This is a genomic window from Wolbachia endosymbiont (group A) of Rhinocyllus conicus, assembly GCF_947250775.1.
In the GTDB taxonomy this organism is placed as follows: Bacteria; Pseudomonadota; Alphaproteobacteria; order Rickettsiales; family Anaplasmataceae; genus Wolbachia.
Window position 1 is genome coordinate 1,394,698 of the sequence record NZ_OX366349.1, and the last position, 20,670, is coordinate 1,415,367.

General features: G+C 36.4%; 18 protein-coding genes and 1 tRNA gene. 6 read left to right on the forward strand and 13 right to left on the reverse strand.

Annotation, left to right across the window (positions count from 1 at the left end):
- The first annotated feature begins 71 nt into the window (after window positions 1-71).
- Both OOK92_RS06905 and OOK92_RS06910 read left to right on the forward strand, forming a co-directional pair.
- Window positions 72-296, forward strand: a complete 225-nt coding sequence (locus OOK92_RS06905) for a hypothetical protein (RefSeq protein ID WP_174132978.1) — start codon at window positions 72-74, stop codon at window positions 294-296.
- Window positions 274-936 carry an ankyrin repeat domain-containing protein gene (locus OOK92_RS06910; protein WP_264735650.1) on the forward strand — a complete coding sequence of 221 codons (663 nt, stop codon included), beginning with the start codon at window positions 274-276 and terminating at the stop codon, window positions 934-936. The genes OOK92_RS06905 and OOK92_RS06910 overlap by 23 nt, the downstream gene beginning before the upstream one ends.
- A 454-nt stretch (window positions 937-1,390) precedes the next feature.
- On the opposite strand, the gene OOK92_RS06915 is transcribed toward OOK92_RS06910, so the two are convergent.
- The 8 genes from OOK92_RS06915 to rpsD form a co-directional block, all read right to left on the reverse strand.
- Entirely contained in the window at window positions 1,391-2,497 is a 1,107-nt protein-coding gene (locus OOK92_RS06915; protein WP_264732371.1) for an FtsW/RodA/SpoVE family cell cycle protein, read from the reverse strand.
- On the reverse strand, window positions 2,494-3,210 hold the full coding sequence (gene ubiE, locus OOK92_RS06920) for a bifunctional demethylmenaquinone methyltransferase/2-methoxy-6-polyprenyl-1,4-benzoquinol methylase UbiE (RefSeq protein WP_264735651.1): 717 nt from the start codon (window positions 3,208-3,210) through the stop codon (window positions 2,494-2,496). Before ubiE ends, OOK92_RS06915 begins: the two co-directional genes overlap by 4 nt.
- A 60-nt stretch (window positions 3,211-3,270) precedes the next feature.
- Entirely contained in the window at window positions 3,271-4,134 is an 864-nt protein-coding gene (gene lipA / locus OOK92_RS06925) for a lipoyl synthase (protein WP_264732375.1), read from the reverse strand.
- Window positions 4,127-4,441, reverse strand: a complete 315-nt coding sequence (gene rpmB, locus OOK92_RS06930) for a 50S ribosomal protein L28 (RefSeq protein ID WP_006279619.1) — start codon at window positions 4,439-4,441, stop codon at window positions 4,127-4,129. The genes lipA and rpmB overlap by 8 nt, the downstream gene beginning before the upstream one ends.
- A 37-nt stretch (window positions 4,442-4,478) precedes the next feature.
- The gene (locus OOK92_RS06935; protein WP_182182927.1) at window positions 4,479-4,820 is read right to left on the reverse strand and encodes a DUF721 domain-containing protein; all 342 of its coding nucleotides are present in this window, start codon (window positions 4,818-4,820) and stop codon (window positions 4,479-4,481) included.
- An 814-nt stretch (window positions 4,821-5,634) separates the two neighbouring features.
- Window positions 5,635-5,829: a Fe-S cluster assembly protein IscX gene (gene iscX, locus OOK92_RS06940; protein WP_253308941.1), complete on the reverse strand. Its 195-nt coding sequence runs from the start codon at window positions 5,827-5,829 to the stop codon at window positions 5,635-5,637.
- Between the two features lie 30 nt (window positions 5,830-5,859).
- Window positions 5,860-5,946: transfer RNA gene (locus OOK92_RS06945), tRNA-Leu, on the reverse strand.
- Between the two features lie 10 nt (window positions 5,947-5,956).
- The gene (rpsD, locus tag OOK92_RS06950) at window positions 5,957-6,571 is read right to left on the reverse strand and encodes a 30S ribosomal protein S4 (RefSeq protein WP_264735652.1); all 615 of its coding nucleotides are present in this window, start codon (window positions 6,569-6,571) and stop codon (window positions 5,957-5,959) included.
- Window positions 6,572-6,684: 113 nt separating this feature from the next.
- Here rpsD and OOK92_RS06955 point away from each other — a divergent pair, with 113 nt between their 5' ends.
- On the forward strand, window positions 6,685-8,871 hold the full coding sequence (locus OOK92_RS06955; RefSeq protein WP_264735653.1) for a transketolase family protein: 2,187 nt from the start codon (window positions 6,685-6,687) through the stop codon (window positions 8,869-8,871).
- Window positions 8,872-9,466: 595 nt separating this feature from the next.
- Here OOK92_RS06955 and OOK92_RS06960 read toward each other — a convergent pair.
- On the reverse strand, window positions 9,467-12,550 hold the full coding sequence (locus tag OOK92_RS06960) for an ankyrin repeat domain-containing protein (RefSeq protein ID WP_264735654.1): 3,084 nt from the start codon (window positions 12,548-12,550) through the stop codon (window positions 9,467-9,469).
- Window positions 12,551-12,608: 58 nt separating this feature from the next.
- Entirely contained in the window at window positions 12,609-13,832 is a 1,224-nt protein-coding gene (locus OOK92_RS06965; RefSeq protein WP_458694398.1) for a multidrug effflux MFS transporter, read from the reverse strand.
- Window positions 13,833-13,895: 63 nt separating this feature from the next.
- On the opposite strand from OOK92_RS06965, the gene OOK92_RS06970 reads away from it, so the two are divergent.
- Window positions 13,896-14,057, forward strand: a complete 162-nt coding sequence (locus OOK92_RS06970; protein ID WP_264735655.1) for a hypothetical protein — start codon at window positions 13,896-13,898, stop codon at window positions 14,055-14,057.
- Between the two features lie 138 nt (window positions 14,058-14,195).
- On the opposite strand, the gene OOK92_RS06975 is transcribed toward OOK92_RS06970, so the two are convergent.
- Together OOK92_RS06975 and OOK92_RS06980 are read right to left on the reverse strand one after the other, a co-directional pair.
- A complete protein-coding gene (locus OOK92_RS06975; protein ID WP_264736408.1) occupies window positions 14,196-17,393 on the reverse strand; it encodes a glycoside hydrolase/phage tail family protein in 3,198 nt (1,065 codons plus the stop codon).
- Between the two features lie 43 nt (window positions 17,394-17,436).
- Complete coding sequence (locus OOK92_RS06980) at window positions 17,437-17,607, reverse strand: hypothetical protein (RefSeq protein WP_264735656.1); 171 nt, start codon at window positions 17,605-17,607, stop codon at window positions 17,437-17,439.
- Between the two features lie 243 nt (window positions 17,608-17,850).
- Here OOK92_RS06980 and OOK92_RS06985 point away from each other — a divergent pair, with 243 nt between their 5' ends.
- Entirely contained in the window at window positions 17,851-18,747 is an 897-nt protein-coding gene (locus OOK92_RS06985) for a hypothetical protein (RefSeq protein ID WP_264735657.1), read from the forward strand.
- On the opposite strand, the gene dcd is transcribed toward OOK92_RS06985, so the two are convergent.
- A complete protein-coding gene (gene dcd / locus OOK92_RS06990; RefSeq protein ID WP_064125494.1) occupies window positions 18,748-19,305 on the reverse strand; it encodes a dCTP deaminase in 558 nt (185 codons plus the stop codon).
- 141 nt (window positions 19,306-19,446) lie between these two features.
- Here dcd and OOK92_RS06995 point away from each other — a divergent pair, with 141 nt between their 5' ends.
- The gene (locus OOK92_RS06995; protein WP_264735658.1) at window positions 19,447-20,463 is read left to right on the forward strand and encodes a substrate-binding domain-containing protein; all 1,017 of its coding nucleotides are present in this window, start codon (window positions 19,447-19,449) and stop codon (window positions 20,461-20,463) included.
- The last annotated feature ends 207 nt before the right edge of the window (window positions 20,464-20,670 follow it).

A 20,670-nucleotide genomic window follows, 5' to 3' on the forward strand; every position in this document is an offset into this window, starting at 1 on the left:
TCAACGAATAGAGAAGTTGACAAAATTAAGTAAAAATGTTATAGCTTATAGTAGTATTTTTTGGTTAATATATGGCTCACAGTCAAAAAAAGCTCAATGTTAATGTAAGTTTTGACAGTAAATTGGCTCAGTATCTTACAGAAATGGCAGAGATTCAAAATAAAACTATCCCTGAAGTTTTAGTAGATTTAGTGGAAGAAGAGTTCGAAGAAGATGTAGAGCTATCCGAAATAGCTGACGATCGCCTCTCTGAAGGTGAAGAAGAAGTAGAGGATGATGAAAACATCTGGAAATAAAACTTACACTATAAAATTCTTAAAAAATGTTATTGAAAAAGAAATTCCAGCTCTTCCGGCAAAGATTAAATTAATGGTTCAGGAGGCCATAAAGAAACGCCTTACAGTTGATCCTTTTAATCTAGGAAAGCTAATTGACAAAATAAAAGAGGAATTAAAGAAATATCCAGAAGAATATAAGAAATGGGAAGAAGCTGGTTTTGATGTAGATTACCTATTTGAAATTAAAGATGATACACTAATAGCATATGATCGATTTACGTTATTGCATTTAGCTGTTTTATGTGGCTATGAAAAAATAGTAAACCTTCTAATAGAAAATGATGCAAGTGTTGATGTAGAATACAAAGGGATGACTCCTTTACATTTTGCTGTTAGAGAAGGTCATACAGAGATAGTAGAAATTCTAGTAAAAAACGGGGCGAAGGTTGATGCAAAGGCTAATGTAGAAGGATTTAAAGGATATACTCCTCTACATTGTGCTGGTGAACGAGGTCATACAAAGATAGCAAAAATTCTTATAGCAAATAGGGCAAATGTTAATGCAAAGGCTGATCATCTAGAAAAAACAAAAGGTATTACTCCTTTACAAGAAGTGGAAGAAGAACAAGGCATAACTGGGAATGAGCAGAAAGCTTGATCTGCTGGATCCCAGTGTCTGGGCACTGGGATGACAAGAAAGAGGCTACTTGGATGACACCCTGACAACCTCCATCCCGCTACGTGTTAGCGGGATCTAGAGATACCGTGACGGTATGACGTAGGACTGCTGTCATACCGCTACGTGTTAGCGCCACGCACAACTGTACGAACGTTGTAGTTTGGGCCACCAGTGGGCAGTGCCCAGACACTGGTTCTATGCAACTTAATTAAAAACGTTTGTTTTAGCGTAAGACAACTACCTTTAGCTCATCAGCTCAGTTATAAGCAAAATTTCTGGATTCCAGACTGGAATGACACCATTTGCTGTCTTCAAAAATGAATGTTCGTACAGCTATGCATAACTCTTTCAGATTTCATAATATCTCTTGCCACTCATCTGAACAGATACCCATTTTGGAGGGATACCAATAATAGTTGTGAGCGGGTGACCACTAGTCCACAAGCATAACACGCTCACGAAACTTTAATGCGATAGCTTGATTTCTACTGAAAGACAGCATTATGCCAAGTGCGATGCTCGAAGATAAAAGAGAAGAACCACCATAGCTAAGTAGTGGCAGGGTTATGCCGGTGGTGGGAAAAACACTCAATGTTACCCCTGTGTTTATTATGAATTGTGTGATGAATTGAATTGAGATACCAAGAATCACCAATAGATTGAATAATTCATTTTCTCTATATGCAACGTAAAGCAAGCGGGCGGAAATGATGCCAAATAACATCAATGTGGCTAAGCACGTAATCAAACCAAATTCTTCTGCTAAAACAGAAAACACAAAATCTGTATGACAATCAGGAAGAGAGGTTTTTACGCTACCTTCACCAGGTCCAACTCCAGTTAATTGACCTCTTTTGAATGCTTCTAATGATTTTGTGACTTGAAAGTTATCGCGTTGCGTAAAAAAGACAAAATTGTAAATCCTTTGCTTTATATGTGGGAGGCATAAGTAAGCTATTGTAGTTCCAGTTGTGGCCATTCCTATTATGCATAGAAAGTATAAAAGTGGTATACATGCAATAAACATTTGACCAATAAAAGAATATGTTAAAAGCATGGACATACTGAAATCAGGTTGCAAAAGTAACAACACAAAAACTAACAGAAATATTATGATTGATATGTGCATTTTAAACTTCATTCCGCTGGCTAAGATACTAGCTATAACAACAGAAAAAAATGGCCTTACGAACTCAGATGGTTGAACTGAAATTTTGACAATATGTAACCATCGTTTCGCACCTTTTACCTCTATACCAAGTATTATCGCAGCTGCCACTAAAATAGTAAATAAAATGAAACCTGCGAATGAGAGGTTAAGTATAGTTCTTGTGTTGAGAAAAGAAAATGTCACCAGGGTAATTAGTGACAGGACTATATAAATTGTATGGCGCCGTATAAAATAATCTTGTGGTAAAGAAAGACGCTGCGCAATTACAGGGCTTGCTGAATAAACAAGAATGAAGCTTATAGTGAGCAAAAAAAACACTGGAAGGATGAGATAATAATCCAGCGTTCTATACCAGAATTTAATATTCATTTTGTTCCAATGTGTAATGCCACTATTCCATAGCTCATATTATGAAACTCAACATTCTTAAAGCCTACCTCTTCAATTTCCATTTTAAAATCAGCCTGAGTTGGAAACTCTCTAATGCTCTTCACTAAATATTCATAAGAACTCCTGTCTTTAGCAACTATGCTGCCAATTTTAGGAATTACTTTAAATGAATATAAGTCATAAAGTTTGGTAAATATCTCATTTTGATAGTGCATAGGGGCAAATTCTAAGCAGATAAATTTTCCATGTGGTTTTAATACCCTGTGCGCCTCATTTAAAGCCTTCTTGCGGTCAGAAACATTTCGAATGCCAAAAGCTATTGTGCAATAATCAAATTCGGAGTCTTCAAATGGTAAACTTTCTGCACTTGCACATACCCAATCAAAATTAATTTGGTTTGAATTTATAGCTTTATCACGTCCTCTGTTTAGCATGTTTTGATTTATGTCACATACTGTAACCTTAGCACTTGGCTCTTTTCTTACTATTCTTATTGCTATATCTCCAGTTCCTCCAGCAATATCTAAAATCTTAGAGTTTTTTGTAAAATGCACACTATTTACCATCTTATCTTTCCATAATCTGTGCATTCCGAGGCTCATTATATCATTCATGGTGTCGTAGCGACTTGCCACGGAATCGAATACCTCTTTAACTAATTGTGATTTCTTCTCGATTTTTATAGTAGACATTACGTAAAGCCGCTCAACTCCTTTATAATTAGTAAAAATTAATTTGAATTAACACAAATGTCAACGACAGGCCTTGAGCCTGTTGAAATCTTCTTCAGCGTGGTATGATGACCGAGTTAGTGGGCTTGATGCAACCACTAAGAAACCTTTGGAGTAAGCAACGTATTTATAATGCTCAAATTCCTCTGGGGTAACATACCTATCAAGTTTTGCATGTTTTGGAGTTGGTTGTAGATATTGACCAATTGTAATAAAATCAACCTCAGCACTGCGCAAATCGTCCATAACCTGAAGTATTTCCTCTTTTGTTTCTCCAAGACCAACCATAAGCCCTGACTTTGTGAAAACTTTAGGATTAATCTGCTTTACCATCTTCAACAAATATAGTGAATGAAAATAGCGAGCTCGTGGTCTTATTTTTGCATACAATCTCGGCACTGTTTCAATATTGTGGTTATAGACATCAGGTGATGCAACAGCAATTGCTTCAAATGCTCCTTTCTTATTTAAAAAATCAGGAGTTAAAATCTCTATTGTTGTTTCTGAAGTTATCTTTCTAATTTCTTCTATGCACTGTATAAACTGATTTGCGCCACCATCTGGTAAATCATCACGATCAACAGAGGTAATGACAACATGTTTTAAGTTTAACTTTTTTATCGCTTTTGCTAAATTTTCTGGCTCATGAGGGTCTAGTTTATCAGGAATGCCAGTTGCAACGTTGCAAAATGCACAAGCACGAGTACAAACAGAACCAAGAATCATCACAGTAGCATGACGTTTATTCCAACATTCACCAATATTTGGACATGCAGCTTCTTCACATACCGTATGTAAGTTATGCAGTTTAACGATGTTTAAAGTTTCATTGAATACTTCACCGGTCGGAGCTTTTGCTCTGAGCCATTGAGGTTTGCTATGCATCTGAAACGGCTAACTCTACCTCTTGCTTTACTAAAACTTTTTTCAACCTTCTTTTTATCTTCTGCGCTTTTTCACTTAGTTTAATCGTTCTTGTGTTGAGCAAAAAAGCATCTAAATCACCTTTGTAATCTATAGTTCTCAAAGTTCTTGTTGCCACACGAAATCTAAACTTTTTATTCAATATATCACTTGTCAACGTAACCTTATGTAAATTTAAAAGAAAGGTACGCTTTGTTTTACGATTCGAATGTGATACCTTATTACCAAAAGATTTTTTTCTATTTGTTAATTCACAAACTCTACTCACTTCAATATACCAAATTATTCTATGTACTTAGATTACCTTATATAGTCAAATAGTCAATACTCTCTTGCTTAATTTTTATACCATATACTGCTTTGTAGCCAAAAAATATCGTAATTTTTTCTATTATAAGAGAAATCATATGCTGAATTTCTAATGCTTTACTGCCATTTGTTACTACTAGATGCAATACACCAGAATTTACATTCTGTGCATATGAGATCTTTTTCGGTTTTGTACACTCTGCTATTTCTTTCCCTACTATATTTCGCCAGTTTAAAATCAGACGTATTTCATTTTTGCTAATCTTATTTTTCATGCATTTTAATGCGTAATTTTCAATTATAGACTTTAATTTTTTTGGACCGCTACGTTTGAGCATTTTTCTGTTTTGTTTCTAGTATAACTAAATAAGTAAGGTTTACTACTACATTGGATTTCCTCAGTGCCAAATCCAAGTAGCTAACACTGGGATGACAACCTTCTAACTACTTTACAAACCTCTAGCCTCACACCGTAAAAAGCAGTATTTTTATGTAAAATTTATCTCAACGTAGCACTTGTCAGGCAAGTCGTAATCACGTTCCATCCAAAAATTTTTGTGCTGCCATCTTTGCCTCATAATTAACCTTCTAGCTGTTTTAATTGTAATTAGTTAAATTATTATTAACCTGAGTGAATTTTAAATTAGATTTAAAAAGTACAGTATTGTCTAAAATGAATGATATACGGTGTCCGAATTTTAGACTCCTTCTTTTTTGTTGTCATCCCAGTACTTGATACTGGGATCCATTTTTCTTTTTTTTTCTGGATTCCAGCGGGCTTTGTTGCATCGCTAGCTATGATGGATTAAAGATAAAAAAGATGGAGAATATCAGTAGCTTATTATTCTGGTATTTATAACAAGAACGGTCAGTGAATACCTAAATTTGAGTAAAAGAAATTTCACTACCACTCACTAATCCGGCTAAAATTCAAGAATTTCAATGCTTTAGCTATTTTCAATAGAATTAAGTTTATTAATATAAATAATAAATTACTATTCTTAAATTTGATCAGATTGATTGCAAAAAAACAAGATTTTCAATAGGTTGCTTATAATCCTAGCTATAGTTAGCCTTTCATAAGTAGCGATGCAACAAAGCCATTCCAGCGTCACGCGCTAACTTTTAATAGCGATAGTTATTTCTTATTTGTTAAGATCTTTCCTCAATCCAAGCTGCTTGAATGGCTTCGAGTATTTTCTCGTTACAGCGTTTTTCATCATCATCAAATTCCTCTAAACTCAAGACCTTTTTTTTAAGCTCAGTGAATCTGATATTAATTATATTCTCATCTGGAAATTTTTCCTCTAGAGCTTCTACAATATCTTCTATATCAAGCCATTTCATACTTTTTTGTATTTATCTGCTAAGTTAAATTGGTGCCCATGGGGAGACTTGAACTCCCAAGGTCGCAAAACCCACGGATTTTAAGTCCGCTGCGTCTACCGATTCCGCCACACGGGCTTTTTTTTATCTATCTAGAGTAAAACTCTACTACTAAATTGACTTCCATGTCTGCTGAATAAGGAACCTCAGAATATTGAGGTGACCTCAAATACTTCACTGAATGCTCTTTACTATCTGTCTCTAAATAATCCGGAGCCTTGCGCTCTTGTTTTTGTTCAGCCTCTACTACTATAGGGATTTTTGCTGCCCTTTCTCTTATTTTTATTATATCACCTGGTTTCACTCGATAACTCGATATGTTGACCACCTTATCATTAACTGTAACGTGCTTATGAGATATGAGCTGCTTCGCTGCATAAATTGTTGGCACAAGACTAGAGTGGTATAAAACAGAACTGAGCCTTGATTCTAAAATACCGATAAAATTATCAGCCGTATAACCCCTTCTGTTATAAGCATCTAAAAATGTACGTCTGAGCTGCTTACTTGAAATCGCATAGTAAAACTTAAATTTCTTATGCGCAGCAAACTGCTTACCAAAGTCGGATAACTTCTTGAATCCAAGAATACCATGTTGACCTGGAGGGTATTTCCTTTTGTTTACTGGGTCTTTAGCTCTACCCCATAAATTTACACCAAGTCTACGGCTAATCCTATACTTTCTAGTGATAACAGTTGTCATATAAAAACTCTCACGATTTAACTTTAGATTATTAAGGATTTTAGCACTCAGTGTCAACTTGTTTTTGCTGATATAATCTTTTATACTTCATTTTTAAGTTTTTCTATTAACACATGAATCATTCACATTTGGAATCTATGGCAAACGCCATCCGTTTTTTATCAATTGATGCAGTACAAAAAGCAAACTCTGGACACCCAGGTATGCCACTTGGCATGGCAGATGTTGCAACTGTTTTGTTTGCTAAATATCTGAATCATAATCCTGATGATTCTAAATGGTTCAATAGAGATCGCTTTGTTTTATCAAACGGTCATGGGTCAATGTTACTATACTCAATATTATATTTGACAGGTTATACTAGCATAGATGAGCTAAAAAACTTTAGGCAAATGGGATCCAAGACCCCAGGTCATCCAGAGTTTGGCTTGACTTCCGGGGTAAAGGCAACAACAGGCCCGCTCGGTCAGGGGTTTGCCGCTGCTGTTGGCATGGCACTTGCTGAATCAATCCTTAAAAAGCAATTCAGAATCAATCACTACACTTACGTAATGCTAGGGGATGGCTGTCTTATGGAAGGAATAAGCCATGAAGCAGCATCGTTTGCTGGGCATCTTAAATTGAATAAGCTCATAGCTCTTTTTGATGATAATGATATTTCTATAGATGGCGCTACTTGCCTTTCCTGTTCTGATGATGTAGAGAAACGCTTCTTAGCGTATGGATGGAATGTTGACAAAATTGATGGCCATGATTTTGATGCCATATCCTTTGCAATAGAGCAAGCAAAAAAGTCTGATAAACCTACAATGATCTGCTGCAAAACCATTATCGGAAAATTTTCAAGCCGTGCTGGCACATCCTCTGCTCACAGTGGTGCTTTTTCGGAGGAAGACATCAAACAGATGAGAGAGAAATTAAACTGGAATTACGAGCCATTCCATGTGCCAGAAGATGTGAAAAACGCCTGGAAGAAAACTGTTGAGAGAGCAAGGCAAAATTACAATTCATTGTCATTCCAGCATGTGACCAGTGAAGAAGAAAAAGAATGGATCCCAGTGTCAAGCACTGGGATGACAGAAGAGAATGCTGGGATGACAGAAGAGAATGCTGGGATGACAGAAGAGAATGCTGGGATGACAGGATATCATGCAGAACTTCAAAGGCGACTAGATGAGCGTCTGCCAGATAACAGCAATTCGGTGTCATTCCAGTGCTTGACACTGGAATCCAGTGAAAATAAAGAACTTCAAAGACGGTTAGATAAACGTCTACCAGACAATATCGATAATGTTTTGGCTAACTTGAAGAAACAAATACACGAGACAATGCCAAACGAAGCTACACGTTCTTCTTTCGGCATGGTAATGGAACTTTTAACACAACATATGCCGGAATTAATCGGCGGTTCTGCTGATCTTACTGGGTCAAATTGCACTAAATATAAGCACATGCAGGTAATAGATAGTAATAATTATAGTGGTTCTTATGTCCACTATGGAGTGAGAGAACACGCTATGGCAGCATGTATGAATGGTATGGCACTTCACGGCGCGATTCTTCCTTATGGTGGCACTTTTTTGGTATTTTCCGACTACTGTCGTCCTGCTATACGTCTTTCAGCTTTGATGAAACAGCAGGTTATCTATGTGATGACTCATGACTCAATTGGAGTGGGAGAAGATGGCCCAACTCACCAACCAATAGAGCATTTAGCTTCTTTGCGTGCTATACCAAATCTATATGTTTTTAGGCCAGCCGATGCAGTTGAAACTCTAGAGTGTGTTAGCATTGCACTCGAAAAAAAAGAGTCACCTGCACTGTTTGCGCTCTCAAGGCAAAACGTAAGTTACATGCGCAAATTCTATTTTGATATCGATCAATCTGCTAATCTATCGAAGTTTGGTGCATATATTTTGTGTGAATGTTCAAAAGAATTAAAAGTGACAATATTTGCTACGGGGTCCGAGGTTGAAATTGCAGTTGAAGCAAGGGAGAAATTGCAGGAAAAGGGTATAGGTACAAGGGTTGTTTCTATGCCATGCTGGAGGCTTTTTGATGAGCAAAGTGATGAATATAAAGCGGCGATATTAAATAATGACAGCATCAAAGTTGCAATTGAAGCTGGAAGTGAAATGGGTTGGCATAAATATATAGGTTCAAACGGTATATTTATTGGCATGAAAAGCTTTGGAGAATCAGCACCTTATAAAACACTTTATGAGCATTTTAATATCAGCGCCGATCACGTAGTAAAATGTGTGTGTGAATTTTATCATTCCACTGTATATATTCAATAGAAACCACTTGACAAACTCTGCCAGCCCCTTTATCATGAAACTGAAGGTATTCAGTTATCTTCATCTGTGCAGATTAAACAGCAAGAAAACAACGTAGTTGGCGTCTTATTTTTAATTTTTTGCACTATGTGCACCTTATGTCTTCACAACATTTCTAGGTTTTTACCTACACAAGCTGAAACGCGCTTATAAGTCGTTTAAGACAGTATAGTACGCCAATTTGCAGGATTAGAGAGTGACAACTAGCTAACACGGGATTTCTTTGCCTTTTTTTCTGCTTAGTAAATTTCTTAAACATTTAAACAAAGGTGAGTTGCATTTAAAAGCAGCTAAATTGCAGTGTTTAAGACTTAAAAAACGCCAATACTGAAAGTAGACAATGACTAGGGCTTCTTTTGCCTTTTTTTTCGTTTGGTAAATTTCTTAACGTTTGTAGCTAAAGTAACTTAGGTTCACCGACAACCGTCATCCCGCTACTTGTTAGCGGGATCTATGCTAAGAGATACCGCGGCGGTATGACGTAGGACTGCTGTCATTCCAGTGCTCCTTTTTTTGTCATTCCAGCGCGTGACGCTGGAATCTAGTAAACCTTTAGCTATATTATGTCATGGTCTCCTGAACTATTCGGTGGTTCTAACACAACTGTTTGGTCAGATTCAGATGATGATTGTATTGGCTCATCAGACCCAAACAACCATGAAAAAAACCCACCAAAAAATGATGCAATTAATGAAAAAGGCTTCATAAGTATACTAAACAAACTACCAAAAAAAGAGCTCGGCTGTTCTTCTGTTTGTGCAGGTTCTATGGGAGCAATAGGCTGTGCACTTCCGGTTGCTACATCAGTTCCTTTTTCTGCAATGTCTGATCCTGATTGAGCATCACCTTCTTGCTTTTCTTTCTTTTCTGTACCAGCATCTTCTTCTTGAACCCCTTTACTATCCGTCGATGGCTCATCAATTAAACCAGCATCAGGGCTTTCTGCGGCTTTTTGAAATAGAGTTTTTATTTCTTCGTTAGTAGTTAAATCGAAAGGAGTTTTTTCATCTTTATCTTTTACATTAATATTTGCTCCTGCTTTTATTAGAGCGTCTACTATTTCTTTGTTGTTATTTTGAGCAGCCTCATGTAAAGGAGTCCATCCACTATTATCTTTTGCATTAACATTTGCTCCTTTTCCTAACAGAGTTTTTACTATATCCGTATAGCCCTTTTCAGCAGCCAAATGTAGAGGAGTCTCTTCTCTATCATTTTGTACATCAACATTTGCCCCTTTATCCAATAGGGCTTTTACTACCTCTTTATGGCCATTTAGAGCAGCCAAATGTAAAGGAGTCCATCCACCCTTATTTTGTGCATTAACATTGATCCCTTGTACTTGCAGTAGGGCTTTTACTACCTCTTTATGGCCATTGTCAGCAGCGAAGTGTAAAGGAGTTTTTCCTTTTTCATCTGTTGCATTAACATTTGCTCCTTCACTTATTAGACGGTTTACTGCATCAATATCACCTTTTTCAGCAACCTCAAGTAATTCAGCTGTGTTTTGTAATAGAGTTTTTATTTTGTCATCAGTGGCTAATTTTAAAGGAGTGTTTCCATCTTCATCTTCTGCATCAACATTTGCCCCTTTATCCAATAGAGCTTGCACCACCTGCTTATGACCACTTACAGCAGCCAAATGTAAAGGAGTCCATCCACTATTATCTTTTGCATTAACATCGATTACGTCTGCTTTTAATAGAACTTCTACCACTTCTTTATGGTCATTTTCAGCAGCAAAATGTAAAGGAGTTTTTCCAGAATTATCTGTTGCATTAACATCGATTCCATCTTTATCCAATAGGGCTTTTACTACATCTTTTTTGCCATTTAGAGCAGCCAAATGTAAAGGAGTTTTTCCATTTCTATCTGCTAAATTAACATTTGCTGAGTAGCCTATTAGAATTTTTACCATCTCTGTTTTATTAAGTAAAGTAGCCAAATGTAAGGGAGTATTTCCATCCTCATCTACTATATTATCAATATTTGTTCCTATAGATAGATTATCACCAAATAGCCCTTCTAATAGACTTTGTACCAGTGTGTCTACCTCCTGCGCATTACCATTTTTAACAGCTGAGCACAAAGCTTCGATGTTTTCTTGTGCTTGTTCTAGAACTTCTACTACCTCGTTGTGATTATTTTTTTTAGCAAGATCTAAAGGAGCATTGTTTTTGTTATCTTTTGCATAAACATTAATTCCTTCGCTTCTTATTAGAGCACTTACTATCTCTGTATGACCATTTGCAGCAGCCCAATGTAAAGGAGTCTTTCCAAAATAATCTTTTGCATTAACATCTGCTCCTTTTCTTAATAGAGTGTTTACTATATCCGTATAGCCCTTTTCAGCAGCCAAATGTAAAAGGGTCTTTTCGTGATTACCTTTTGCTGCAACATCAACTTTTTCTGTTGTTAATAGCACCTTTACTACACCTTCATGGCCATTTTCAGCAGCCAAATATAATGCCCGAAAATATTCATTAACATCGATTTCTGCTGTTAATAACACTTTTACTACACCTTCATGGCCATTTTCAGCAGCCAAATATAATACCTTAGAATACGTGCTAATATCGATTTTTTCTGCTGTTAATAACACTTTTACTACACCTTCATGACCATCTCTAGCAGCAAAAAATAATACTTGAGGATATGTATTAACATCTATTTCTTTTGCTGTTAATAACACTTTTACCACACCTTCATGGCCATTTTGAGCAGCCCAACGTAAAGAATTCATTCCATAAAGACTGTCTACTGCATTAACATCTGCTCCTTTTTTTAATAGAATTTCTACTACATCTTTGTGACCCCCCATAGCAGCAAAAAGCAAGGGAGTTATATCCATACCTGCTTTTGCATTAACATCCGCCCCCTCATCTAATAGAGCATTTACTATATCCGTATGGCCATTTTCAGCAGCCAAATGTAAAGGAGTCTTTTGCAACCAATCATCTTTTGCATTAACATTTGCTCCTTCACTTATTAGACGTCTTACTTCATTAATATCACCTCTTTTAGCAGCCTTAAGTAATTCAGCTGTGCTTTGTAATATAGTTTTTATTTCTTCGTTAGTAGTTGAAGCTAAGGGAGTGTTTTCCTCGTCATCTTCTGCATTAACATTTGCCCCTTTATCCAATAGAGCTTGCACCACCTGCTTATGACCACTTACAGCAGCCAAATGTAAAGGAGTACATCCATCATTATCTTGTGCATTAATATCGATTACGTCTGCTTTTAATAGAACTTCTACCACTTCTTTATGGTCACTTTCAGCAGCAAAATGTAAAGGAGTTTTTCCAGAATTATCTGTTGCATTAACATCGATTACATCTTTATCCAATAGGGCTTTTACTACATCTTTTTTGCCATTTAGAGCAGCCAAATGTAAAGGAGTACATCCACTATTATCTTTTGCATTAACATTTGCTCCTCCTTTTAATAGAATTTTTACTACATCTTTATGGCCCTTTCCAGCAGCCCAATGTAAAGGAGTCTCTCCTTTATCATTTTGTACATCAACATTTGCCCCTTCACCCAATAGGGCTTTTACTACATCTTTTTCGCCATTTAGAGCAGACCAATGTAAAGGAGCATTTCCAAAATTATCTTTTACTATATCTTTATTTACATTACTCATCCCACACCTCCATGTAAAATTATATTATCACGGCAAAGCCGTTAATAATCTATGACCTTTATGTTCCTGGGTTACGCAAATAATGCCCGTGTTTTTCAGTATATTTGAGCAGGCTGTACATAAGAATTGCAATTGTAGAGCATATTATTGTTAATAGTAAATTTGGTAAAATGCCATAGCGAAAAAATTTTCCTACTATATATATTCCAATAGCCCCAAACATCATATTGCAGAATGAGAGGACTGCACTACCAAGCCCTATACCTTTGATCGTTTCTAAAGCAGAAGTTACGTTATTGCTGATTACTAATGCAAGCCCAATATTGGCTGGAATCCAGGCAACTTGAAGAATTAATATATTTAACTTGTCCGCGAAATAAAAATATACCAATAAACTATCGGATATTATCGGTAACACCAAACCTATTATTAGCATTTTGCTAACCCCTACTTTTGGTACATACCTTCTATTAATTAAAGTTCCAATTATGTAAAATATGACTATGATCGATATGAGGTAGCCAAAATACTGTACTTCAATGCCCATTGATTCAAATATGAACGGGTAGTTAGCAACATATGCCCAAAGCCACATGAAAGTTAATCCATGAATGGCTGAAAACCCAAGGAAACGATAATTTCTAAATATTGATATATATTGCTTGAAGATATTAGTAGTTATGTTAGTTATACTGGTTTCATTTTTATTCACAATGAGTGTTTCTTGTAACTTAAAGTAAATAAAAATAAGCATAGCAATTGCCGCAAGTGATATAATAAAAAACAAAAATTTCCAACTATACCCATGTGAAATTATATAACCGCCCACCACTGGAGCTATTCCAGGTGAGAGTGCCACTACCATATTTAACTTTGAAATTACTCTCGAGTATTCACTACCCGAGTACATATCCCTTATTGCTGCATACCCAACAACACCTGCAACACCAGCCCCTGCTCCTTGTATGAAGCGAATTAGTATCAAGAGCGCAATACTGTCGGCTATATAACACATGATACTTGCTAAAGTAAAAATTGTCATACCAATCAGCATCATTGGACGCCTACCATAATGGTCCGATAATGGACCATAAATTAATCCAGATACTGCAAATCCAACTAGATTCAAGCTAATTGTAAGCTGCACTACACTGCCTTCTACTTTAAAATAATTGGCAATGCTTGGTAGTGCAACTGAGTATAGGTCAGTTGCCATATCGACAATTGCTACAGACAATATCATAATAAGAGAGATGATATTTTGCGAAAGAGCTGTTTTCACTTAATGATTTACTGGATTAAATATACTTGATTATAATATATTTTTTTCATTAGTATAAGTACAATGTTACATAGTAAACGATGTCATTCGAGTAGCGGACACTGTCCTCCTTTGTCATCCCAGTGCCTTGACTACTTGGATCCAGGAATTTTATTAAGTATAAAAGTAGCCGTTTTATACAACGTTTTGATGATTATGGAAAGGCTGGATTCCAGACTGGAATGACACCCTCCTAGTGGATTCAAATCACAATGTTCGTACAGTTATGTGCTTTGACACTGGAATCTTAAGCTAAAATCATAAAAAGCCTGAATTTCAATATCTTATCTTCAATTATTCAGGTTTAAGTTTAAATACTGAGCATCAATTGTTCAGGACCTTTGCTTCCGTGTTATCCAACGAATCACCATAAGTCACTGCTTTGAGGTAAAATTTTCTCCCTGATTGCACTTCAAAAGAAATTATTGAATCATCAAGTAAGGTAAATTTCTCACCTCCTGTATGCTCATACTCTTTAGTACCTTCTTGCCCTCTAATTAGGTTGCTAAGCTTATATTTATTTTTATCTATGAGTTTAGTACTCTGGAATTTCACTATCTCTTTTCCGATTAATGCTGAATTTGAATCGATAATTCCTAGCAGCTTACCAAAACGTAATACTATTACAAGCCCCTCATCGGTAGATTCCATTACATATCCGTAAGTAGACTGTTTATTTGTGCTTGCGATAGGCTTATAATCCTTATCGTTGTACGAAATAAAGAGTGTTGCTCCTTTCCAATTCTTTTCCTCATTAATTAAAGTAAAGCTTGCGCTATTACCTTTAACATGCGGTAAATCTATCATTTCTATGATGGTTTTGCTGATGTGAGAAGGAGGGTATTCCTTCAGCATAAGTGACCTTGTTGAAGGAAAAGAAAGCTTATATATAGAGTGATCATAACCAACGCCAATTACTTGAATGGACATGCTTTCAAATTTTGTTTTTATAATTCTCACCGTATGCTTTTTCTCACCGTCTAAAATCGTTATGACATCACTTGGCGCAAGCCATGCATATTTTATCGGTAGCTTGAAATTGTATATATTTCTCTCTTGCCACGAAGAATAAAGTAAAACTTCAGCGATATTTTGTGCCTCTCCCTCCTCCATAATGAGCGGTATTTCAACTGTTGCAGCAGTGCCTTGCTTTGGCAACTCAGCATATTTAACATCAATTGGATAGCCAAAATTGCGATTAAAATAAACGACGTTAACTTTATTGTTTAAATCCAGTTGACTAATATTAACAAGTTTTGAATTGTTACTGAAAACCGTTTCACCAATTGGCATTACAGTTGTAACTCCCCTGCCCTTTTGGACAAATTTCAGTTTAGAGCCCTGTTCAACCACATCAAAAAAATAGCAACTTTGCAGCATTTTAATAATAGAACGTACGGGTTGCTGGTCGTTTATCACATATCCAGACAATAACCCTTTGACGCCACCTGTATCAAACTGATCGCTTTTTAAACCTGCTTTTTGTAATAGATCCGATAAAACATCGGAAATATTAAGCTGTGAAAGCTTTCCCTGAATCCAATGTCCTGTTTGCCAATTATGGCAGTCAGTCCACATATCGCACAAGTTGGGGAAATAAGGAAATGGCCTTGCATCCCATGCCCAGAGAAACATTTTTTCTACCATTTCTGAGCTTTGCCACTTCTTTAGCGTTCCTTCAATTGCAATTTTTTGTGAAAGAAAGCTCACCTCTCCGTTTGAATATCGTGGATATTTGCTCTCTATGCTGCCTTTGTCAACAAACACATTTGGCTCATTAGTGCAGCCGTTCATACTGGGAAATCCATATTCAGTAAACCATATTTTTTTCATTTTTGGTTGCCATTTTGTTTTACTACCACCGGGGTTTATGTGAGTTTCACTCCACCATTTCTCTATATTTTTCCACGCATACCTGCTGTCGTTATACTTTACTTTTTCAGGCTCACTTTTTGAGTAATCATAGAAATAATCATACCCCACTCCACTGCTCCAACCACCCATTACATCTTCCGCAGAATAGCCAAAAGGAGGCTCTGGACCATCAGTCAGTGGAAAATAAGCATCTATGCCAACAACGTCGATGTACTGTGAAGACCACAGTTCATCCATATTATACCAACCATCATATGAGTGGTATTCGCTCCAATCCGCAGCGTAAGTTACTGTTACTTCTTTTCCAAGATCAAGTTTTATTCGCTTTGCAAGCTTAACTAGCTCTGCCACTGCAGGGTAATTACCTTTTTCATCTCTGATTTTGGTAAGTTCAACAAATTCAGAACCAATGATAAACCCTTCCACTTTAGTTTGTTTGGCAATGCTTGCATAATGCTCTATAAATTTGTTGTACTGATTCTTAAAAAAATCACTTATATCTTGAGGAGCCCCGCTCAATCTTCCTCGCCACTCTTTGTTCTTTGTATCAAGTAAGGGCATCGGATAGAGCATCACCTTGTAGCCTCTGCTGTGTAGCTCTTCTATATATCTTATTAGCGCTGAATCACTAACTGTGCCACCATATCTTGGGTTTCCATTATCATCTTTTGAAATTAGCTGAGCATCATCTCTGGTACTACTTCCTACTTGCCAATCATCAGGTAATATTGCGGAATCATCTTGAAATTCAACTGCAGGGTATATTTTACAATCTTTAATGTTCAGATCATTCACAAACCAATTGACTACTACCGATACCCACTCAACATTTGGTAAATCTCCCTTTAATTGATCCAAAGAAAGCACTGCATCGCTCTTTTTAGTGTGGTTGTTATGATTTACCCTTTGTGCCAGCCCATATGGGATATATTGGTTGCTGCTTATTTTCTCTTGCGCGATTTTCTTCTGTATTTTTGTATCATATACAAACTCTCCTGAGCCTGGTATTATATTGATATTCTGAATATTTTCTACTACTGAAAATCCGCTAGGCTTTAATATAGTCTGCACTTCAAATGTGAATACCGGAACGCGGTTATTATAGTCTGCTAAAGGAAAATTCTTGATGACTATGTAAGATATTCCCCTATAAGCCGGCACACCTTCGATTGACGACATAAATGGATCAGGATTTTGGTCTTCTCTGCCGCTGTAAAAAGTATAATCTATTTCATCAAAGCTAAGTGATGTTGTATCTGCCCAGATTCTGTTTAATTTTTCTACTTTCCCCTTGCAGATCGCAATTGCAAGCGTTGCATAGTAATTATACTCAACATTCATACCTCTTCCAATTTTGCTTTTGGTGGTTATCGCCTCTTCTTTTATTGGCTGTGACCAAATAATGTTCCCTGCAATGCGAGCAGTGCCATAGATAATTGGTATCGTCCTTCCATAGGTTGAGGTTTGAACTTGCAGATTTTTTAGTCTCGCACCATGCGTTACTTTCTGCTCAGCATCAAGGCTAAACATCGCACCATCAAGCTGCGCACCAAGAAAAGCACCGAGTTCTGAGCCGATAATCTGGCCAATTGGACCAAAAATGCTGCCTGCTTGACCAAAAATTGATGATAAAATTATTGTGGACATGATAATCCTCCTTTTTGTTTCTATAGTTAATGTAGGCTCTACGTCATACCGCCGCGCCGCTAACAAGCAGCGGGATGACGAGCTTATCGTTATGCCGCCACGAACCGTCATACCGCGATTCATTCGCGGTATCTCTTAGCATAGATTCCGCTAACAAGCAGCGGGATGACGAGCTTATCGTTATGCCGCCGCGAACCGTCATACCGCGATTCATTCGCGGTATAGATTCCGCTAACTAGTAGCGGAATGACGAATTTGTCGTTTTACAGCCACTTGGATGATAATTTGCCACTAAATAGTAGGAAATTCAATAGCTTACAATGAATAGTTGAAGTTTTTAATTAAGAAAAGCACATGGCGAACCATATGGTTACAAATTTATTATAATCAGTGAAAAAAAGTGCGGAAGTAAAAAATTTATGTTGATTTTACAATATTAATTATTAGCATAATTAGCATGATTATAAGTATGGTAAAACCAATGAAAGTTAACTTATCTAAAGAAAATAGTGAGAGAGTCTTATCCGGTGCAAAATGGATTGCTAACCTTGTTCAAGGTTATTTTGCATCACTGAATAATAATAGCATAAAACCAACTAGCTCTGGAAAAAAGCTAATAGATGCTTTTTTACTTGTCCCAATCATTGTACCCACTGCCATTACAGTAGCATGGGGAGTGTGTACCTATTTTCTTTTGGATGCAGTTAGTATTCAAAAAAACAACTCCTTATTATCTAAAATAGCAAAATTTACAGCTAAAATCTTCATCTATATTGCTGCCGCTATGATTTTAATTCCGTGCATCATATCAAATGTAGTAATTTCACTGATACCTGCACTTATTTTTTATTGCATTAATAGAGATTTCCTTCATCAAAAAAATACAAGTATAGAAAATCAAGCGGCAGATACAATGAATGATGAAGAGTACAAAAAGCGTATTGAAGAAGAAGTTGGTGAATTGGAACAGCAAAACATTGCAGAACCAACTACAGAAGTAATATCTCGAACAGTGGAAGGTATAGATCGGACCATTATAGTAGGGATTGTAAATGATGATATTAAAGACGGTAAAGGAGTGATAAGAACAGTTGAAGATGACCACAATGTAGCTATAAAGGGGATAATTGCTGCTGGTGAAACAGAAGGTTATGCTGTCGGTTTTGGTTTACAATGTAGCCTTACTGAAGAGGGTGGCGTAGACCTTCAATGTGGTCTTAGCACACGCATTGGAAGTAACAAAAAGCAGGCAATTGAACGTTTGGGAGAAAGTGAATCAGTACGCACTTTGCTCTCTGGCAATGGTGGAATATTATTTATAGAGCAGCCCGGTAGCCCACAACGGAAGCAGTAATTATTTCACCAGCGGCAAAGTGATACCATGCTGATTCATATATTTTCCTTTCATATCATCATATGATTTTTCACACTCACTTTCGCCGCTTAAAAATACGAATTGGCATGCGCCTTCATTAGCGTAAATTTTTGCAGGAAGTGGGGTGGTGTTTGAGAATTCGAGTGTGACATGACCTTCCCATCCAGGTTCTAAGGGAGTAACGTTTACTATAATTCCACACCTTGCGTAAGTTGATTTACCAACACAAATGACCAGTACATTTCTTGGTATACGAAAATATTCCACTGTGCTTGCAAGCACAAAGCTATTTGGTGGAATTATGCATACGTCTGTTTCTTTATCTATAAAACTATTCTCAGAGAAATTTTTAGGGTCCACGATGGCTGAATTAACGTTAGTAAAAATTTTAAATTTATTATCCACTCTTGCATCATACCCATAAGACGATAGTCCGAAAGATATAACACCTTTGCTGCTTTTGTGATCCACAAAAGGCTCTATCATTCCAAAATTTTCAGCTTTTTCTCTGATCCATTTATCTGGCATAACTGCCATAATTGCCCCTTAAAGTTGTGTAATACTTACAATAATATAAAATAAAATTTAAATGTAAACTGTAGCTTTTGTCATGCAATTAAAGCTTTTCAGTTTGATTTTTTATTACAATAATTAGATTTATGTTCTTAGCTAAAAACAATGTTTAGAAACTTTCTCCTGATTTTTGTATTCGTATTATTCACGCCGCTGTCAAATGCTGATGCCAGGAAATACATCAGAATTGTTGGATCTTCAACCGTTTTTCCTTTTATCTCATTTGTAGCCGAGGAGTTCAATCGTGTATTCTCTTTTAAGACTCCAGTTGTGGAATCGATAGGAAGTGGATCAGGGTTCAAAATGTTTTGCTCAGGAATAGGGGAAGACACGCCAGACATCACCACTTCATCTCGCCCTATGAAGGAAGTAGAAAGAGAACTATGTAAAAGAAATAAAATTAATGAAGTGATAGAGATCATCATTGGCTATGATGGAATTGTCATTGCAAATTCAAATCAAAGCCATAGATTTGATTTCACAAAGAAGGACTTATTTGAAACTTTATCTGCATATTCTCAAGAAAATGATAAATTAGTAAAAAATAATAAGAAGTTTTGGTCTGATGTAAATCAAGCCTTACCAAAAACAGAAATTGAAATTTATGGTCCACATCAAAATACAGGCACATACGAAACTTTGGTTAATTCTATTATGTTCAATCAATATTCATGCATGAACTCGAGAATTTTCAAAGAGAATTATAAAGATCAGGAAGAAAGAAAGAAAGCATGTGGTAATATAAGGGATGACGGAAGGTATATAGAAGTTGGAATTAATGAAAACATAATAATACAAAAATTGAAAAGTAACAAGAACGCTTTAGGGATATTTAGTTTTAGCTTTTTAATGAGGAATCAAGATAAAATACAAGGGAGCACAATTGCAGGAATTGAGCCAACTTACGAAAATATATCATCGGGAAAATATATATTAGCAAGACCTCTATACCTTTATATAAAGAAAGAACACCTGGATACTGTTGATGGATTAAGAGAATTCATAAAAGAAATTATAGATTCGATCGGCATTGAAGATGGGTACCTATCTAGGCTTGGTCTAATCCCACTTTCAAGTGAAGACATGAAAAAAGCTTCAGCAAAAGTTTATGATATAACGTGACGGCAACGCTTCTTTTATATTCTTGATACTGTTCAGGGGCACGGCTAATGCGCAAATATTGAGCAAAAGTGGTGTCATTCCAGTGCTTGACACTGGAATGGCTTTGTTGCATCGCTAGCTATGATGGATTAAAGATAAAAAAGATGGAGAATATCAGTAGCTTATTATTCTGGTATTTATAACAAGAACGGTCAGTGAATACCTAAA

Excerpts from the sequence above, each read along its gene's own strand:
- OOK92_RS06970 (WP_264735655.1), top strand. The coding sequence starts at position 13,896 with ATGTTACATAGTAAACGATGTCATTCGAGTAGCGGACACTGTCCTCCT.
- OOK92_RS06980 (WP_264735656.1), bottom strand. The coding sequence starts at position 17,607 with ATGAATCGCGGTATGACGGTTCGCGGCGGCATAACGATAAGCTCGTCA.
- iscX (WP_253308941.1), bottom strand. The coding sequence starts at position 5,829 with ATGAAATGGCTTGATATAGAAGATATTGTAGAAGCTCTAGAGGAAAAA.
- OOK92_RS06910 (WP_264735650.1), top strand. The coding sequence starts at position 274 with ATGATGAAAACATCTGGAAATAAAACTTACACTATAAAATTCTTAAAA.
- OOK92_RS06955 (WP_264735653.1), top strand. The coding sequence starts at position 6,685 with ATGAATCATTCACATTTGGAATCTATGGCAAACGCCATCCGTTTTTTA.
- OOK92_RS06960 (WP_264735654.1), bottom strand. The coding sequence starts at position 12,550 with ATGAGTAATGTAAATAAAGATATAGTAAAAGATAATTTTGGAAATGCT.
- OOK92_RS06995 (WP_264735658.1), top strand. The coding sequence starts at position 19,447 with ATGTTTAGAAACTTTCTCCTGATTTTTGTATTCGTATTATTCACGCCG.
- OOK92_RS06935 (WP_182182927.1), bottom strand. The coding sequence starts at position 4,820 with ATGCTCAAACGTAGCGGTCCAAAAAAATTAAAGTCTATAATTGAAAAT.
- OOK92_RS06915 (WP_264732371.1), bottom strand. The coding sequence starts at position 2,497 with ATGAATATTAAATTCTGGTATAGAACGCTGGATTATTATCTCATCCTT.
- rpsD (WP_264735652.1), bottom strand. The coding sequence starts at position 6,571 with ATGACAACTGTTATCACTAGAAAGTATAGGATTAGCCGTAGACTTGGT.
- OOK92_RS06985 (WP_264735657.1), top strand. The coding sequence starts at position 17,851 with ATGATTATAAGTATGGTAAAACCAATGAAAGTTAACTTATCTAAAGAA.
- lipA (WP_264732375.1), bottom strand. The coding sequence starts at position 4,134 with ATGCATAGCAAACCTCAATGGCTCAGAGCAAAAGCTCCGACCGGTGAA.
- ubiE (WP_264735651.1), bottom strand. The coding sequence starts at position 3,210 with ATGTCTACTATAAAAATCGAGAAGAAATCACAATTAGTTAAAGAGGTA.
- dcd (WP_064125494.1), bottom strand. The coding sequence starts at position 19,305 with ATGGCAGTTATGCCAGATAAATGGATCAGAGAAAAAGCTGAAAATTTT.
- OOK92_RS06905 (WP_174132978.1), top strand. The coding sequence starts at position 72 with ATGGCTCACAGTCAAAAAAAGCTCAATGTTAATGTAAGTTTTGACAGT.
- OOK92_RS06975 (WP_264736408.1), bottom strand. The coding sequence starts at position 17,393 with ATGTCCACAATAATTTTATCATCAATTTTTGGTCAAGCAGGCAGCATT.